This window comes from Actinoplanes sp. NPDC049265, assembly GCF_043197135.1.
Lineage (GTDB): Bacteria > Actinomycetota > Actinomycetes > Mycobacteriales > Micromonosporaceae > Actinoplanes.
In genome coordinates this window covers 590,944-607,728 of the sequence record NZ_JBICSP010000001.1, presented here as the reverse complement: position 1 = coordinate 607,728, position 16,785 = coordinate 590,944, and the positions used below count along the sequence as shown (strand labels likewise).

General features: G+C 70.8%; 16 protein-coding genes. 11 read left to right on the top strand and 5 right to left on the bottom strand.

Annotated features, from left to right (window positions below):
* The first annotated feature begins 219 nt into the window (after positions 1 to 219).
* The 5 genes from ACGFIO_RS02960 (at position 220) to rph (ending at position 6,770) form a co-directional block, all read left to right on the top strand.
* Positions 220 to 1,629, top strand: a complete 1,410-nt coding sequence (locus tag ACGFIO_RS02960) for a PhoH family protein (RefSeq protein ID WP_392821220.1) — start codon at positions 220 to 222, stop codon at positions 1,627 to 1,629.
* A gap of 312 nt (positions 1,630 to 1,941) precedes the next feature.
* A complete protein-coding gene (locus ACGFIO_RS02955; protein WP_392821217.1) occupies positions 1,942 to 2,667 on the top strand; it encodes a lytic transglycosylase domain-containing protein in 726 nt (241 codons plus the stop codon).
* Positions 2,668 to 2,740: 73 nt separating this feature from the next.
* Positions 2,741 to 3,490: a S1 family peptidase gene (locus ACGFIO_RS02950; RefSeq protein ID WP_392821215.1), complete on the top strand. Its 750-nt coding sequence runs from the start codon at positions 2,741 to 2,743 to the stop codon at positions 3,488 to 3,490.
* A gap of 38 nt (positions 3,491 to 3,528) precedes the next feature.
* Positions 3,529 to 4,191, top strand: coding sequence for a rhomboid family intramembrane serine protease (locus ACGFIO_RS02945; protein ID WP_392821214.1), 663 nt, complete (start codon positions 3,529 to 3,531; stop codon positions 4,189 to 4,191).
* A gap of 98 nt (positions 4,192 to 4,289) precedes the next feature.
* Positions 4,290 to 6,770 carry a rifamycin-inactivating phosphotransferase gene (rph, locus tag ACGFIO_RS02940; RefSeq protein ID WP_392821213.1) on the top strand — a complete coding sequence of 827 codons (2,481 nt, stop codon included), beginning with the start codon at positions 4,290 to 4,292 and terminating at the stop codon, positions 6,768 to 6,770.
* Positions 6,771 to 6,981: 211 nt separating this feature from the next.
* Here the strand turns inward: rph and ACGFIO_RS02935 are convergent, their stop codons facing one another.
* Positions 6,982 to 7,662 (bottom strand): DUF4245 domain-containing protein, encoded by a 681-nt coding sequence (locus ACGFIO_RS02935; RefSeq protein WP_392821212.1) that lies wholly within the window; start codon positions 7,660 to 7,662, stop codon positions 6,982 to 6,984.
* 100 nt (positions 7,663 to 7,762) lie between these two features.
* Here ACGFIO_RS02935 and glpX point away from each other — a divergent pair, with 100 nt between their 5' ends.
* Positions 7,763 to 8,812: a class II fructose-bisphosphatase gene (gene glpX, locus ACGFIO_RS02930; RefSeq protein WP_392821210.1), complete on the top strand. Its 1,050-nt coding sequence runs from the start codon at positions 7,763 to 7,765 to the stop codon at positions 8,810 to 8,812.
* A 533-nt stretch (positions 8,813 to 9,345) separates the two neighbouring features.
* On the opposite strand, the gene ACGFIO_RS02925 is transcribed toward glpX, so the two are convergent.
* Positions 9,346 to 9,552 (bottom strand): exodeoxyribonuclease VII small subunit, encoded by a 207-nt coding sequence (locus tag ACGFIO_RS02925; RefSeq protein ID WP_392821208.1) that lies wholly within the window; start codon positions 9,550 to 9,552, stop codon positions 9,346 to 9,348.
* Entirely contained in the window at positions 9,549 to 10,823 is a 1,275-nt protein-coding gene (gene xseA, locus ACGFIO_RS02920) for an exodeoxyribonuclease VII large subunit (RefSeq protein ID WP_392821205.1), read from the bottom strand. Before xseA ends, ACGFIO_RS02925 begins: the two co-directional genes overlap by 4 nt.
* Positions 10,824 to 10,832: 9 nt before the next feature.
* On the opposite strand from xseA, the gene ACGFIO_RS02915 reads away from it, so the two are divergent.
* Genes ACGFIO_RS02915 through ACGFIO_RS02905 form a run of 3 tightly spaced genes read left to right on the top strand, consistent with a single transcriptional unit; the run spans position 10,833 to position 13,019 of the window.
* Positions 10,833 to 11,345 (top strand): hypothetical protein, encoded by a 513-nt coding sequence (locus tag ACGFIO_RS02915; protein ID WP_392821202.1) that lies wholly within the window; start codon positions 10,833 to 10,835, stop codon positions 11,343 to 11,345.
* A gap of 46 nt (positions 11,346 to 11,391) precedes the next feature.
* Entirely contained in the window at positions 11,392 to 12,021 is a 630-nt protein-coding gene (locus tag ACGFIO_RS02910) for a hypothetical protein (RefSeq protein WP_392821199.1), read from the top strand.
* The gene (locus ACGFIO_RS02905) at positions 12,015 to 13,019 is read left to right on the top strand and encodes a 4-hydroxy-3-methylbut-2-enyl diphosphate reductase (protein WP_392822560.1); all 1,005 of its coding nucleotides are present in this window, start codon (positions 12,015 to 12,017) and stop codon (positions 13,017 to 13,019) included. Before ACGFIO_RS02910 ends, ACGFIO_RS02905 begins: the two co-directional genes overlap by 7 nt.
* A 130-nt stretch (positions 13,020 to 13,149) precedes the next feature.
* Here ACGFIO_RS02905 and ACGFIO_RS02900 read toward each other — a convergent pair whose 3' ends face one another.
* Together ACGFIO_RS02900 and ACGFIO_RS02895 are read right to left on the bottom strand one after the other, a co-directional pair.
* Positions 13,150 to 14,241, bottom strand: coding sequence for a nucleotide disphospho-sugar-binding domain-containing protein (locus ACGFIO_RS02900; RefSeq protein WP_392821197.1), 1,092 nt, complete (start codon positions 14,239 to 14,241; stop codon positions 13,150 to 13,152).
* Between the two features lie 13 nt (positions 14,242 to 14,254).
* Positions 14,255 to 15,427 (bottom strand): DNA recombination protein RmuC, encoded by a 1,173-nt coding sequence (locus ACGFIO_RS02895; protein WP_392821194.1) that lies wholly within the window; start codon positions 15,425 to 15,427, stop codon positions 14,255 to 14,257.
* A 54-nt stretch (positions 15,428 to 15,481) separates the two neighbouring features.
* Between ACGFIO_RS02895 and ACGFIO_RS02890 the strand changes: the two genes are divergently transcribed.
* Both ACGFIO_RS02890 and ACGFIO_RS02885 read left to right on the top strand, forming a co-directional pair.
* Complete coding sequence (locus ACGFIO_RS02890; protein WP_392821192.1) at positions 15,482 to 16,192, top strand: hypothetical protein; 711 nt, start codon at positions 15,482 to 15,484, stop codon at positions 16,190 to 16,192.
* A 22-nt stretch (positions 16,193 to 16,214) separates the two neighbouring features.
* Positions 16,215 to 16,760 carry a hypothetical protein gene (locus ACGFIO_RS02885; protein ID WP_392821190.1) on the top strand — a complete coding sequence of 182 codons (546 nt, stop codon included), beginning with the start codon at positions 16,215 to 16,217 and terminating at the stop codon, positions 16,758 to 16,760.
* Positions 16,761 to 16,785: the final 25 nt, after the last annotated feature.

Below are 16,785 nucleotides of genomic sequence, written 5' to 3'. Positions count from 1 at the left end.
CACGGCGTCCGGCGCGGCGTGTGACGACGCTACTACCGCGTAAGGCGGATGGACGCTAGCGTTTCAGGTATGGCCGGGGGTCAACCCCAGCCAGCCGGCCGCCCGGACCTGCGACAGAGAGCGCCACGGGGCCCGCATCCCGACCCCGTGCCTTGGCGATGGGCGCCGGAGGTGGCGGACCGCGGGCGTACCGGGTTGCACGCCCGCTGGAGCAGGCCTGTGACATCTCGCCGTACCGACGCCGGGACTCCCTCCCCGGCCGCCGACGCCTCCAGCACTCGCGCCGCATCGGGCCGCCGTCGGGCCCGCGATCGGCACACCGAACAGGAACCCGCCCCCGCCGGGCGGGTTTTTGTGCTGGACACCTCGGTCCTGCTGTCCGATCCGGCGGCCTTCCGCCGGTTCACCGACCACGAGGTGGTCATCCCCCTCGTGGTGATCTCCGAACTGGAGGGCAAACGGCACCACCCCGAGCTCGGCTGGTTCGCCCGGCAGTCGCTGCGGATGCTCGACGAGCTGCGGATCAAGCACGGCCGGCTGGACCAGCCCGTGCTCTGCAACGACGAGGGCGGCACGCTGCGGGTCGAGCTCAACCACGCCGACCAGAGCGTGCTCCCGCAAGGCTTCCGCAACGACTCGAACGACACCCGGATCCTCTCGGTCGCTCTCGGGCTGGCCGCCGAGGGCCGTGAGGTCACACTGGTCAGCAAGGACATGCCGCTGCGGGTCAAGGCCGCGTCGGTCGGCCTCGCCGCCGACGAGTACCGCCACGGCCAGGCCAGCGACCCGACCTGGACCGGCATGGCGGATCTGAAGCTGGCCGAGGAGGACGTCAGCCGGCTCTACGGCGGCGAGGAGCTCCAGCTGGAGGAGACCGAGAACCTCCCCTGCCACACCGGCCTGGTCATCCATTCGTCCAAGGGTTCGGCGCTGGGGCGGGTCGGACCGGACAAGACCGTCAGGTTGGTACGCGGGGACCGCGAGGCGTTCGGCCTCCGTGGCCGTTCCGCCGAGCAGCGGGTGGCCCTGGACATCCTGCTCGACGAGTCGGTGGGGATCGTGTCGCTGGGCGGCCGCGCGGGCACCGGCAAGTCGGCTCTGGCGCTGTGCGCGGGCCTGGAGGCGACGATGGAGCGCAACCGCCACAAGAAGGTGGTCGTGTTCCGTCCCCTCTACGCGGTCGGTGGCCAGGAGCTTGGCTATCTGCCGGGCAGCGAGGCCGAGAAGATGTCGCCGTGGGCGCAGGCGGTCTTCGACACGCTGGGCGCGGTGGTGCACGCGAACGTGATGGAGGAGGTCATGGCGCGCGGGATGCTCGAGGTGCTGCCGCTGACCCACATCCGGGGCCGGAGCCTGCACGACGCCTTCGTGATCGTGGACGAGGCGCAGTCGCTGGAACGCAATGTGCTGCTGACCGTGCTGTCCCGGATCGGGCAGGGGTCACGCGTTGTGCTCACCCACGACGTCGCGCAGCGGGACAACCTTCGGGTGGGCCGGCACGACGGTGTGACCGCCGTCATCGAAGCGCTGAAGGGACACCCGATCTTCGCCCACGTAACACTGACTCGGTCCGAGCGTTCGCCGATCGCCGAGGTGGTCACCGACCTGTTGGAGGAAATCCCTCAGTAACCGCATGCCTGCTCTAGGTGGTGACCCTCAAATGGGGGATTCTGTCGTAGTTTGATGGGGAATGGCGTGTGAGCTGCTTCACAAGAGCGCGCCGCCGTTTCACATCGACTTCACGGTGCGCCATGGTGTCTGGCGAGCGCCATCGCGTGGCCCACCTTGTTGTGATCGACTTCGTGGCCACCGCCTCGATCGAGACCGGTCGAGGCGACGGCCCCGGAAAGGGTCGCGGTGCTCGCGGCACGGTCCGCCGCCGGTGCGATTCGCCGGTGACTCTCCGTGTCGCGTCATTGCCCCCTACGAAGGGATCACTTCGTGAATCGGCTCTGGAGCCGGGTCGGAATCCGCGTCACCTCGGTCGGTCTGCTCGTTCTGGGCATCGTCGCCGGCGTGTACTTCGGGCAGAACCGGACAGTCCAGCAGCGGAGTGCCGAAGCGAAACTCGTCGTTCAGGCCGACGCTGAAGAAGAGCACCTGCTCAAGCAACGCCAGTCTCAGCACGCTGCCGCCCGCGCGTGGCAGCGCCAGGCCGAGAACGACGCCGCCGCCAAGGCCGCCGCCGAAGCCAAGGCCGCCGCCGGCAAGGCGCGGACGCTGGAGAAGAAGGCGATCGACAAGAAGGCTGCCGACAAGAAGGCCGCCGACGAGAAGGCAGCCAAGGAGAAGGCCGAGAAGGAGGGCGGCGGTACGGGCAAGTCCGTGCCGTTCACCGGGGACATCCCGGCCTCCTGTGACGAGTTCAGCGGCAACCGCGCGATCGGCTGCGCCCTGATGCTCTCGTCCGGCTTCGGGATCGACCAGTTCCCGTGCCTGAACAAGCTCTGGAACAAGGAGAGCGGCTGGAGCACCAGCGCGTACAACTCCTCGTCCGGCGCCGGCGGCATCCCGCAGGCCCTGCCGTTCAGCAAGATGAAGTCGGAGGGCGCCGACTACAAGACCAACGCGGCGACCCAGATCCGCTGGGGCCTGAAGTACATCAAGGGCCGCTGGAACACGCCCTGTGGTGCCTGGTCGCACTCGCAGAGTTCCGGCTGGTATTAGACGCACACGGAGAGGGGGGTACGCCTGGCGCGTACCCCCCTCTTTTGTGTCTGGGCGGTGGTCAAATGTCCACATGGTCCGGAAAGTGATGCTCGTTATCGCCGCTCTCCTGCTCGCTCCGGCTCCGGCGCTGGCCGCCGACGTCGTCGTCGGCGGTGACCTCGCGCCGCAAGGGCGCTTCCCGTGGGTGGTCCGGCTGTCCATGGGGTGCGGCGGCTCGCTCATCGCGCCCAAGGTGGTGCTGACCGCCGGGCACTGCGTCAGCGGCAGCGGCCCGACCAAAGGCATCAAGGTCACCGCCGGAGTCGCCGACCTCACGTCGTCGAAGAAGGTCACCGCGAAGTCGGTACGGGTGATCCGCGCGGCCGGCTTCCAGAGCGAGACCAAGGGCGACGACTGGTCGGTGATCAAACTGGACCGGGCGCTGGACCTGCCGACGCTCGACCTCACCGACGAGGCGACACCGGCCGGCCCGTACACCATCATGGGTTGGGGTTTGACCAGCGAGACCGGCGACAAGCAGCAGACGCGGCTGCGCTATGCGACAGTGCCCGCCATCGGCGACGACGCGTGCGCCAAGGCATACCTGAAGGCCGACGTCGAACTGGTCAAGAGTGACTCGCTGTGCGCCGGGCGCAAGGGCGTCGACACCTGTCAGGGTGACTCCGGTGGCCCGATGGTGGCCAAGGCCGGCGACCGGTGGCTGCAGGTCGGCATCGTCAGCTGGGGCTACGGCTGTGCGCGGGAAGGATATCCGGGCGTCTACAGCCAGGTCGGTACGTTCCGGCCGGCGATCAGGGCGGCGGTACGCAAGCTGGGCTGAGGTGGCCGACCGTGCTGACGCCTGTCACCATGGGCGACATGGCTATCGGGTGGGGGGACACCGGCGACGACGCCGCGAACAGATTCGGCACGACGCCGTTCTACACGTCGCTGGGCCGGGCGTTCGTGACCATGTGCGCGGTGATCCCGGTCCTGTTCCTGGTCGAGGTGCTCGACATCGGCACACACGGTCAGCTCGACGTGGCCGGCGGCATCATCCCGCACCAGGTCGAGGGCCTCGACGGCGTGCTGTTCAGCCCGTTCCTGCACGCCGGCTGGGACCACCTCTACGGCAACGCCGTCCCGCTCATCCTGGTCGGCACGTTCGCCCTGGCCGGCGGGGCCAAGCGGTTCATCTGGTCGACCTTCCTGATCATGCTGATCAGCGGCCTGGGCGTGTGGTTCATCGGCGACCCGAACAGCGTGGTGGTCGGGGCCAGCGGCGTGATCTTCGGCTACCTGGGCCTGCTGGTCACCCGCGGCCTGGTCGAGCGCAGCTGGTGGAACCTCGGGGTGGCCGCGTTCATCGGCCTGCTCTACTGGTACCAGCTCTACAACGTGCTGCCGACCGACCAGCCCATCTCCTGGCAGGGCCACCTGCTCGGCCTACTCGGCGGCGCGGTCGCCGCGGTCGTCTTCCGCCGTCGTCGCCCACGCGCACCCGAGCCGCTGCTCGGCGGCCCCAACCTCTACGGCGACTGACCTCGGCCCCACTTCAACATATATCGGAGTGCCCGGCTTGCCGCAAGACCCCCGGTTTGACCGACAATTCCCAGGTCAATCGCCAGGGGAAGGAAACCATGACCGAGTACGTGCTGGATCTGACCGACGTCGGCCCGGACCAGATCGAGCTCGCCGGGGGCAAGGGCGCGCACCTGGGTGAGCTCACGCGCATCGACGGCGTCCGCGTGCCGCCCGGCTTCTGCGTCACCACCGAGGCCTTCGCCCGGGTCGTCTCCCCGCCCCCGGGCCCGCTCGACCCGTCCCGCAGCGCCGGCATTCGGCAGGCCATCCGGTCCACCGTGATCCCCGGCGACCTGGCCTCGGCCATCACCGCACGGATCGACGAGCGGGTCGCGTACGCCGTCCGCTCCAGCGCCACCGCCGAAGACCTGCCCACCGCCTCCTTCGCCGGCCAGCACGACTCGTACCTCAACGTTCTGGGCCCGGCAGCCGTCCTCGAGCACATCGCCCGCTGCTGGGCGTCACTGTTCACCGAGCGGGCGATCAGCTACCGCCGTCACCACGGCATCGACCACCGCGCCGTCCGGATGGCCGTCGTGGTGCAGCAGATGGCCGACCCGCGGGCATCCGGCATCCTGTTCACCGCCGACCCGGTCACCGCCAACCGGAACGTCGCCTCGGTCGACGCCGGCTACGGCCTCGGCGAGGCACTGGTCTCCGGCCTGGTCAACCCCGACGTCTACCGGGTGCGGGACGACACGATCATCAGCCGGACGATCGCCGCCAAGCGGCTCGCCGTGCGGGCGCTACCCGGCGGCGGCACCGAGGAACAGGTGATCGAACCCGACCGCCGGGAACAGCCGGCGCTGACCGACGACCAGGTGCGGCGGCTGGTCCGGCTCGGCCGGCGGATCGAGGCGCACTTCGGCCGGCCGCAGGACATCGAGTGGTGCCTGACCGGCGACGAGTTCACGATCGTGCAGAGCCGGCCGATCACCACGCTGTTCCCGGTGCCGCCGGTCGCCGACGACGCCAACCACGTCTACGTGTCGGTCGGCCATCAGCAGATGATGACCGACCCGTTCAAGCCGCTCGGGCTCGCGTTCTGGCAGATGACCACACCCCGGCCGATGGCCGAGGCCGGCGGGCGGCTGTTCGTCGACGTCTCCGGGCCGATGTCCACCGTCGCCGGGCGGGCCGGGCTGATCGAGGCCCTCGGTAAATCCGATCCGCTGATCGGGGACGCCCTGCGGACCGTCACCGAACGCGAGGGCTTCCTGCCCGCACCGACCGAGGACGGCCCGGTCTGGGTGCCGCCCGGCGGCGGCGAGACGTCACCGATCGAGACCGATCCGGCCATCGTCACCGGGCTGATCGAGGACATCCAAGCCGCGATAGTCACCCTGCGCCACGAGATCCGGACCAGATCCGGGACCGGCCTGTTCGACTTCATCCGGTCCGACATCCAGCAGATGCGCGGCGTGCAGTTCGGGCAGCGCAGCATGCAGGTGGTGATGGCCGGGATGGAAGCCACCTGGTGGCTCAACGACCGGCTGCGGGAATGGCTGGGCGAGAAGAACGCGGCCGACACGCTCAGTCAATCCGTACCGAACAACATCACCTCGGAGATGGGGCTGGCGCTGCTCGACGTGGCCGACGCGATCCGGCCGTACGCACCGTTCGAAAGCCTGGACGAGCTGCCCCCGCCGGCGCGCGAGGCGGTCGACGCGTTCCTGGCGACGTACGGGATGCGCTGCGTCGGCGAGATCGACATCACCAGGACGCGGTGGGCCGAGCAGCCGGCCGCGCTCGTACCGCTGATCCGCGCCAACATCCGCAACTTCGAGCCCGGCGCGCACCGGCGGCTCTTCGAGGAGGGCCGCCGGCAGGCTCGGGAGAAGGAGCGGGAAGTGCTGGCGCGCCTGCGGGAACTGCCCGGCGGCGAGGCGAAGGCGGCCGAGACCAAAGCGATGATCGACCGGGTCCGCACGTTCATCGGCTACCGCGAGTACCCGAAATACCACATGGTCAGCCGCTACTTCGTCTACAAGCAGGCGCTGACGGCCGAGGTCGGTCCGCTCTTCCCGGAACCCGCGGACGCCTTCTTCCTCTCGTTCGACGAGCTTCAGGAGGTGGTACGCACGAAACACGTGGACGAGGCGCTGATCCGTTCGCGGCGCGCGGCCTTCGAGTCGTACCGGTCGCTCACCCCGCCACGCGTGTTCACCTCCGAGGGCGAGATCATCACCGGCCGGTACGGTCACGACGATCTGCCCGCCGGCGCGCTGGCCGGGCTGCCCGTCTCGGCCGGGACGGTCGAGGGCCGGGCCCGCGTCGTCCGGGACCTGGACGCGGCCGACCTGTCGCCCGGGGACATCCTGGTCACCGCCTACACCGACCCGAGCTGGACGCCGGTCTTCGTCGCCGTCGCCGGGCTGATCACCGAGGTCGGCGGCACTATGACGCACGGTGCGGTGATCGCTCGGGAGTACGGGCTGCCGGCCGTCGTCGGGGTCGAGGGGGCGACCACGCTGATCCGGGACGGGCAGCGGATCCGCGTGCACGGCACCGAGGGGTACGTCGAGATCCTCGGCTGAGCCCTTCTGCCGACCGGGCCCTTCTGTTGCTGGCCCATCTGCCGGCCGAGCCTTGGTGCCGGGTGAGCCTTCTGTCGGCTGGGCCCTTTTTCGGCTGGGCCATTCTGCCCGGGTGAGCCGTTTGTCAGCTGAGCCTTTGTGCCGGGTGAGCCGTTTGTCAGCTGAGCCTTTGTGCCGGGTGAGCCCTTTGCCAGCTGAGCCTTTTGACGGCTCAGTTCAGGGCTGCGGCCAGCGCGGTCAGGTGTTTCGGGTCGGTGTTGCCGGTCACGATGACCGTGTGCGTCTGGTCGCTGAGGACCAGGGCGGTCTCGCCCGGCCGGGCCAGATAGCTCCGCCACGCCGCGTTGCCGGCCCGGACCGTGCCCCGGGGCTCGGCCTTGTCGCCGAGCTCGGTCCGGAGGAGCTTGTCGGGCGCGATGCTGCTCTGCACGACCAGCGCCGAGTCGTCGTCCGGGGCCACGTAGCCGAGCCGAAGGGTGGCGCCGTCCGCGGTCTTGGCCCAGTTGGCCGAGGTGGTGTGCCAGTCGTCGCCGAGGCCGCGCGGCTCCTCGACCGGGAAGACGGCGGCCGCCCGGGCCTGCTGTATCGCGTCCGAGGGGTCGACCGTGGCCGGGGCGTCGCCGTCGAGCACCACGCGGTAGAAGACCAGCAGCAGCGCGATCGGAATCAGCAACACCAGCAGCGAGATGACCATGTCGCGGGGCGAACGCCCGGCGCGACGGTCCAGCCGAGCCGGCGCCGCCTCCTGGTCGTCGCCGCGCTCACCCTCGGTGACGACCCCGCCCGCCTCCACCGCGCTCTGCTGCCGCTCTGGGCTACCACCGTCGTTCGGGGTGGCCGACGACGGCTCGGAGCCGGGCCGGGCCGGTTGCTTGGCTGCGTCATCTGCCACGGGACCATTGTTAACCATGTCGCGTGGGCGGGACTTTGCGGCTGGGCTCGTGTGAGGATCGGGACATCCACAATCGCAGAGTCGCGAGGAGGCCCTTCGCATGCCCGGCGCCCGTGTCCCGCAGGATCTCGACCGCAACATCGCCCTCGATCTGGTTCGGGTCACCGAGGCCGCGGCCATGGCGGCCGGCCGCTGGGTCGGCCGCGGCGACAAGGAAGGCGGCGACGGTGCCGCCGTCGACGCCATGCGCAAGCTGATCAACTCGATACAGATGCGCGGCGTCGTGGTGATCGGTGAGGGGGAGAAGGACAACGCCCCGATGCTCTACAACGGCGAGGTGGTGGGCGACGGCACCGGCCCCGAGGTGGACGTCGCGGTCGACCCGGTCGACGGCACCACGCTGATGTCCAAGGGCATGCCCGGGGCGGTCGCGGTGCTGGCGGTGGCCGAGCGGGGCGCGATGTTCGACCCGAGTGCCGTCTTCTACATGGAGAAGATCGCGGTCGGTCCCGACTGCGCCGACGTGATCGACATCAACGCCGGCGCGACCGAGAACCTACGGCGCATCGCCAAGGCCAAGCGCTCCAACATCTCCGACGTGACAGTCTGCATCCTCGACCGGCCGCGGCACGCCGGCCTGGTCAAGGAGGTGCGCGACGCCGGGGCGAACATCAGGTTCATCTCCGACGGCGACATCGCCGGCGCGATCTCCGCGGCCCGGCTCGAATCCGACGTCGACGTGCTCATGGGCATCGGCGGCACGCCCGAGGGCATCACCGCGGCGTGCGCGCTCAAGTGCCTCGGCGGCATGATCCAGGCCAAGCTGTGGCCGCTGGACGACTCCGAGCGCGAGAAGGCGGTCGCCGGCGGGCACGACCTCGACCGGGTGCTCACCACCGACGACCTGGTCACCGGCGACAACTGCTTCTTCGTGGCGACCGGGGTGACCTCGGGCGACCTGCTCAAGGGCGTCCGCTACCGCGCTGGTGGTGCGCACACCCAGTCGATCGTGATGCGCTCCAAGTCGGGCACGATCCGCGTCATCGACTCCTGGCACCGACTGGAAAAGCTGGCGCTCTACTCGGCGGTCGACTTCGACGGCCACCTGCCGACGGTCGGCCAGAGCCCGGAGATCGCCGAGATCCCCTGAGACCACACGGACCTAACACTCGCCCTGGCCGTGGTAGCCAGCGGCGCTGTCCGGAGGCCGACATACCGCCAAGGGCTACCACTCGACCTGGAGTAGTAGCTAGGCGCTGTGGGGGCTGATACACCGCCCTTGGCTACCACTTGAAGGCGCCGTGGTAGCCAAGGGCGCTGACTGTGGTCGTGACCCGGAGCGGCGGCAGTGGCCGTGAGTGGGCAGCCCGGCCGCCTGGCGATCCCGGGTCGGGCCCGCGCTCAGCGCAAGCGGCCCGCGCGCCCAGGGCGAGCCGCTCAGCGCGAGCCGCTCAGCGCGAGCCGCTCAGCGCGAGCCGCTCAGCGCAAGCCGCTCAGCGCAAGCCGCTCAGCGCAAGCCGCTCAGCGCAAGCGGCCCGCGTGCCTAGGGCGAGCCGCTCAGCGCAAGCGGCCCGCCACGGCCAGACTCTCACCCCGGAGAACGGGGGCCCCAGCACTTCGGCGACCGGGGCGCTGTCGTGAAGCTGGCGCGGCGAGCGGTTGGCCGAGGCGGATTGGGGGCGGTCAGTCGGCGGCGCGGGCGGCGCGGGCCTCCTCGATGCGGGTGCGGGCGCCATCGAGCCAGGTCTGACAGATGTCGGCCAGCTTCTCGCCGCGTTCCCACAGGGACAGCGACTCCTCGAGCGAACTGCCGCCGGTCTCGAGGCGTTCCACCACGCCGGCCAGCTCGGTGCGGGCCTGCTCGTACGTGAGCTTCTGGTCGTCGGTCATTCGGGCTCTCCCACCGTCACTCGCACTTCGCCCTCGGCCAGGCGTACCCGGAGATGGTCGTCGGTCTTGACTTCGTCGGCCGCGCGGACCACATGGCCGTCGGCACGCTGCACGATCGCGTAGCCGCGCTGCAGCGTCGACCGCGGGGACAGGGCTCGCAGGCGGGCCACCGTGTGCCGGAGGTCGTCGTCGGCGCGGCGGAGGCGGTGCTCCAGGCTGCGGACGGCACGGTCGCGCAGCGCGGTGACCTCGGTCGCGCGGGCCTCGACGAGGGTCTCGGGGCGGGCCAGCGACGGGCGGGAACGCCAGGCGTCGAGGCGGTGCTGCTCGCGGTCGACCATGGTCAGTACGGCCCGGTCGAGGCGGCGGCGGGCCGAGTCGATCAGCTGGCGTTCCTCGCCCAGGTCGGGGACGAGTCGCTTGGCCGCGTCGGTCGGGGTGGAGGCGCGTACGTCGGCCACATAGTCGAGCAGCGGCGCGTCGGTCTCGTGGCCGATCGCGCTGACCACCGGAGTCCGCGCGCCGAACACCGCCCGGCACAGCGCCTCGTCGGAGAACGGCAGCAGATCTTCGACGCTGCCGCCGCCGCGGGCGATGACGATCACGTCGACCGTGTCGTCGCCGTCGAGCACCTTGAGCGCGTCGATGATCTGTGGCACCGCGGTCGGGCCCTGTACCGGCACGTTGACCACCCGGAAGTCGACCGAGGGCCAGCGCCGGCGCGTGTTCATCAGGACGTCGCGCTCGGCCGCCGACGCCCGGCCGGTGATCAGACCGATGCGCTGGGGCAGGAACGGCAGCCGCCGCTTGCGTTCCCGCGCGAACAGGCCCTCGGCGCCGAGCAGTTTTTTCAACTGTTCCAGCCGGGCCAGCAGCTCACCCAGCCCGACCTGGCGGATCTCGTCGGCGCGCAGGCTCAGCGTGCCCCGCGCGGGATAGAACTCGGGCTTGGCGTGCAGCGTGACCCGGGCGCCCTCGGCCAGCTCGGGCGCGCCCGCGTCGAGCACGTCGCGGTGCGTGGTGACGGTCAGGCTCAGGTCGGCCGACGGGTCGCGCAGGGTGAGGAAGACCACCGTGGACCCGGGTCGCCGGCTGATCTGGGCGACCTGGCCGTCGACCCACACCCAACCGAGCCGGGCCACCCACGCCTGCAGTTTCTGGCTGACGACGCGGACCGGCCAGGGCTCGTCGGCGCTGCTCTTCGGCTCCGGGGTCACGGCATCAGGGTACGGAAGTGGTCCGACAGTTCCGCGCGCCCGGCCGGGCGTCATACTTCGTCGATGGCTGAGGTGGCGGACGAAGATGCTGACGTGGCGGCGGGCGAGGGCGGGAGCGGTCGCTTCTGGTCCTGGATCCTCGGCGCGGTGAGCCTGGTCGCCGGCCTCACCTGGATCCTGCTGCACCTCGGCTCACCCCCGGACTGGGCCGGGGTCGCGGTCGGCACGATCATCGCGCTGGGTGGGTTGGTGCTGCTCATGCCCCATCGGGTACGCCTGCCCGGCCGCGCCGCGGGGCTGGTGGCGCTGGGTGCGGCGGTGGCCGGCGCGCTGGCCGGCCTGCTGATCGAGTCCACGGCGACGTGCTGTGCCTACGCTTTCAGCGAGGGTCGGGGCTGGCCGTTCGAGTGGCTGTCCCGGCTGGGCACCGGCGACTCGGCCGAGACCGCCCGCCGGGTCGCCCTCGGTGCCGGCTGGGACGTGGGCGTGGCGCCCCTGCTGTTGGACGTGTTCGTCTGGGCGTACGCCGGAATCCTGGTCCTGACCCTCGTCACGCTGCTGCGCCGGAGGCGGTAAGTCCGTTTCGCCCCGTACGCTGGGTGATCGGGGCGATACTCGGGCCGTGAGCAGCACGGGTAACGCCGAGGTGGACGAGGACGAGCTCGAGGATGAGGCGCCCGGGCTATGGACGTCGTTCGCGACCGCGCTGCGGCTGATCGTCGGCTGGTTCTGCATCGCCATCGGGGTGCTCAACCTGCTCGTCGAGGTTGACCGGAACAGCGGCGATCCGCCGGACACCCCGTACTTCGTCTTCCACGCGATGCTCTTCGTGGGCGGGATCGCTCTGCTCTCGGTCGGCTGGCTCGGCCGCCGCCCGGGGCTGCCCGGCTTCCTCACCGGTGGCCTGGTCACGGCGGCCGGCCTGGTGATCACCGGGGTGCCGGTCACGCCGTCGGTGTGCTGCATGACGGCGTTCGACATCCGGCACGGCTGGCCGTTCACGTTCGCCGCGCGCGACACCGGGGCCCGCTGGCACATCGACAGCCAGCACCTGCTGGCCGACCTGCTCTTCTGGGGCTATGTCGGCCTGATCGCCCTGGTCATCGCCGCCTCGGTCCGCCGGGCGGTGACCGGCGACGGTTCTTCGTTCGAAGAGGCCCGGGCCGAGCAGCGTGCGCTGGCCGACGAGAACACGATCATCGAGGCCACGCCACGTGCCGAGGATCTCCGTCAGCGTGCCGACGGATCCTGAGCCGGACGGCCGGGTCTGGCTACCATGGTCGGGTGACCGAATCTCGTAAGCGTGTCCTGCTGGCCAAGCCCCGGGGCTACTGCGCCGGCGTCGACCGGGCCGTGCAGACGGTCGAGGAGGCGCTGAAGCTGTATGGGGCTCCGGTCTACGTACGCAAGCAGATTGTGCACAACAAACACGTCGTGACCACGCTCGAGGCGGCCGGGGCGATCTTCGTGGAGGAAAACGAAGAGGTCCCCGAGGGCTCGACCGTCGTGTTCTCCGCGCACGGTGTGGCTCCCGAGGTGCACGAGCAGGCCCGCGAGCGCAACCTCAAGGCGATCGACGCGACCTGCCCCCTGGTGACGAAGGTGCATCAGGAGGCGAAACGGTATGCCGCCGACGACTACGACATCCTGCTCATCGGCCACGAGGGCCATGAAGAGGTGATCGGTACGGCGGGCGAGGCGCCGGCCCACATCCAGCTGGTCGACGGCCCGGACGACGTCGCCAACGTGACGGTCCGCGACCCGGCCAAGGTGGTGTGGCTGTCGCAGACCACGCTGTCGGTCGACGAGACGCTCGAGACGGTGGCCCGGCTGAAGACGCGGCTGCCGCTGCTCCAGTCGCCGCCGAGCGACGACATCTGCTACGCCACGTCCAACCGGCAGCAGGTCGTCAAGCAGATCGCGCCTGAGTGCGACGTGGTGATCGTGGTCGGGTCGACCAACTCGTCCAACTCGGTACGCCTGGTCGAGGTGGCCCTGGGTGCCGGCGCCCGGTCCGGGCACCTGGTCGACTACGCGTCCGAGATCCAGGACGAGTGGCTCGAGGGTGCGACCACCGTCGGCGTGTCGTCTGGCGCCAGCGTGCCCGACGACCTGGTCATGGACGTGCTGGCGTACCTGGCCGGGCGTGGCTTCGGCGAGGTCACCGAGTTCACCACGGCCGAGGAGCGCCTGACCTTCTCGCTGCCCAAGGAGCTGCGCCGCGACATGAAGGCTGCGGCTAGCCGCTGACTGCTTTCTCCCGCGCAGGCATGACCGTGAGGCTAGCCGCTGACCGCTTTCTCCAGTGTCGGTACGACCGTGAGGCTGCGGCTAGCCGCTGACCAGTTTCTCCCGCGCCGGCATGACCGTGAGGCTGCGGCTAGCCGCTGACCAGTTTCTCCAGTGCCGGCACGACCGTCGCCGGGTCGGGCATGGCGGCGATCTCGGCCGCGACCTCCTGGGCCGAGGTCCGCAACGACCGGTCGGTCAGCAGCCGGTTGAGGTCGTCGGCGGTGATCGCCTTGGCCGTCACGGCCAGCCCGGCGCCCCGGCGGGCCAGCAGCTCGGCGTTGTGCTTGCGGTCGCCGGCGCCCGGCGTGACCAGCTGGGGTACGCCGGCCGCGAGCCCGCCGAGCACACTGCCCGCCCCCGCGTGGTGGACGAAGGCGGCCGCCCCGGGCAGCAGCTCGGCCAGCGGCACCCGGCCCACGCCGCGGACGTTCGGCGGCAGCCCCCGCGTGGCCGACGGCCGGACCAGCACGAACTCGGCGTCGACCCGGCCGGCCGCCGCGATGATGGCGGGGCCGGGGTCGCCGTCGTTCGGCCCGTCCAGGGTGCTGCGGCTGACCAGGACCCGCGGCCGTTCCGAGGGCGTGCGCAACCAGTCCGGAACACTGCCACCACCGGAGTAGGGGACCGGCCGCATCGGCAGCGCCCCCGGGGTGAACGGGCGTAGCGACGGCGGGGTCACCCCGATGATCAGCTCGGGCGCCGGGATGTCGAGCCGCCTCAGCGCCGAACCGGTCGTCACCGCCTGGAACAGCTCGGTGGCCGGCCACAGCGTGTTCTCCTGCAGCACCGACGGGACGGACAGCCGCCCGGCCACTATCGCGCCGGCCTCGCACAGCGGCTCGAAGACGATCAGGTCGGGCCGTTCCCGCTCGGCCAGCGCGAGCAGCGGATCGACCAGGGCCAGGTTGGCCCGGCCGAAGAGCTCGCCGACGAAGCCGTGCCCGGCGGTGCCGCGCATCTCGGACCGGGCCAGGGCCGGATGCCGCAGCGAGGCGCGGACGGCGCTGCGCGGAAGGCTGAACGAGGCACCGATGTCGGCGGTGCGCAGGCCGCGGACGTCGGGGGGAAAGTTGCCGGCGGCCAGGACCACGTCGTGTCCGGCGTCGCGGCAGGCCGCCGCGAGCGGGATCAGCGGCAGCAGGTGGCCCTGGAGCGGGGCCGCGGCGAACACGATGCGCATGAAGCGCGTTGTATCACGGCGCGACTGAGCTGTTGCTGAGGTTCGGTAGCGGTTCCAGCAGCTCGGGGGCCTGAGGCTGGCGCGGGGTCAGCTCGACCTGCGCGGGCGCCGCGATGTCGCGGTCGGCTACGCCCATCTCGGCCAGCTTGCGCGCGCTCACCAGCACGCGCGACTCGAGCGAGCCGACCGCCTTGTTGTACGACGTGACCGCGCTGCCCAGCGCCGTGCCCAGCTTGCCGACGTGATCGCCCAGTGTGGACAGTCGCCCGTACAGCTCGCGAGCCAGTCCGTGCACGGCCACCGCGTTGCGGGCCAGCGACTCCTGGCGCCAGCTGAACGCCACCGTCCGCAGAAGCGCGATCAGCGTGGCCGGGGTGGCCAGCACCACGTTGCGCCGGAACGCGTGCTCCATCAGCGTCGGATCGTGCTGCAGCGCCGCGTCCATGAACGTGTCGGCCGGCACGAAGAGCACCACGAAGTCTGGTGTGGACTCGAAGGCGGTCCAGTAGCGCTTGCCCGCGAGCTGGTCGACGTGCGCGCGCAGGTGCCGCGCGTGCTGATCGAGATGATTGTCACGGGTACGCTCGTCCCGCGCCTCCATGGCCGATAGGTAGGCCTCGAACGGCGCCTTGGCATCCACCACCAGACAGCGGCCGCCGTGCAGGCGGACGACCAGATCCGGGCGTACCCCCTGATCATCGGTGGTGGCTGTGACCTGCTCGGCGAAGTCACAGTGCTCGAGCAGCCCCGCCGCCTCGACGATCCGGCGCAGTTGATGCTCGCCCCAGCGGCCCCGGACCTGAGGCGCGCGCAGGGCGGCGACGAGCTGGCGGGTCTCGGTGCGCAGCTCGCTCGAGACCGCACCCATCGAACGGACCTGTTCGCGCAGCTCGGAGTACGCGTCGACACGCTCGTGCTCGAGATCGGCGACCCGCTGCTCGTAGCGGCGCAACGCGTCGTGCAGCGGCGCCACCGCCCGGGCCACAGCCTCCTGCGACTGCGCGGTCGACTCGTAGGTCAGCGCGCGCATCGACTGCTCGAGCCGCGCCTCGCCATCCCGACCGGCCTGCACTGTCGCCTCCAGCCGGGCGATGTCGGCGGCGGCGCGCAGCCGGGCGGACAGCCAGCCCAGCGCACCGCCCACCGCCAGGCAGATCACCACCACGGCCAGCGTCGGGAATGTCACGTATAGCACTTTGCCACACGTGTACGACGAGATTTCCGCGGGTACCGTGAATACATGAAGGCGTTTCTGCTGGTCATCGTCATCCTGATCGCGGTCGCCCTGTTCTTCACGTGGCGGCGTGGTCAGGCCGGTCAGGTCACCCGTCTGGACGACGCGCGGGCCGAGGCCCAGCGCTGGTACGAACGCCTCGGCGGTCAGGTCCTCAACCTGCACTCCGAGGACGCGGCCGCCCGCCAGGCCCTGGCCGACGCGAGCGAGCGGTACAACGCCGCCGGTGGCCAGTTGCAGCAGGCCCAGACCGTCCGCCAGTTCGAGTTGGCCCGCGAGACCTCGCTGGAGGGTCTGACCTATGCCCGCGCGGCCCGCCTGGCGATGGGCATCGACCCCGGCCCCGACCTCCCGCCGCTGGCCGGCTCGCAGGGCGTCGGCCAGCTGACCAAGGAGCGCGAGGTCGACGTGCAGGGCGCCCACTACAAGGCCGGCCCGCAGCCCGGTGTGGACACTCCGTATTACTACCCGGGCGGCCGCGTGCAGGGTCGTCCGGTGCCGGCCGGGTGGTATTCGCAGCCGATCTGGCGGACCGCGCTCGGCGCCGGCGCCGGCGCCCTGGCCGGCTTGCTGGTCTTCGACGCGCTGTTCTCGCCTGGTTTCGGCGACATGGGTTACGGGGATGGTTTCGCCGACGGCTACCAGGACGCCGCCGGTGACTTCGGCGGCGGTGACCTCGGCGGCGGCGACTTCGGCGATTTCGGGGGCGATTTCTAGCTCCGGACGGGAGCATGGGCTCATGTCGGTCGAGCCAGACGAGGTAGCCGCGCCGGCGGACGACGCGGTCCTCTTCCGCTCTTCCCCGGTGCGTACGTTCGGGGTCATGGCGATCCTGTTCACGCTCGCCTACCTGGTCGTGTCCCCGCTGGTCTCCTGGTTGCTCGGGGACGACGACGACCCGTGGTGGCAGACCCTGGTGCAGGCGGTCGTGATCGCGGTCGTGGTGGCGGCCGGGTTCGCGTTCTCGTCGCGTTCGTCGCTCGCCACCTGGGTCCGTGTGTCCAGCGCCGGCGTCGAGCTGGCCGCCCAGGGCAGCGACCCGGTGTGGCTGGCCTGGGCCGACATCGAGCATGTGGTGGTGCGCCGCTCGGGCACCCGGACGATCCTCGAGATCACCCCGGTCGACCTGGACCGCGTCCACCCGGTCGAGGGCACGGACGTGGGCGGGCCGGCGATGGACGGACGTGCGTTCACCGCCGACCTCACCCAGCTCTGGCCCTCACCCCGGAAACTGAGGCGCGAGCTCGAGCGCCGGATGCACACCAGCGCCGGCGCCGGCTCTTAGTCGGCGCTGGCTCCGAGTCGGCGCT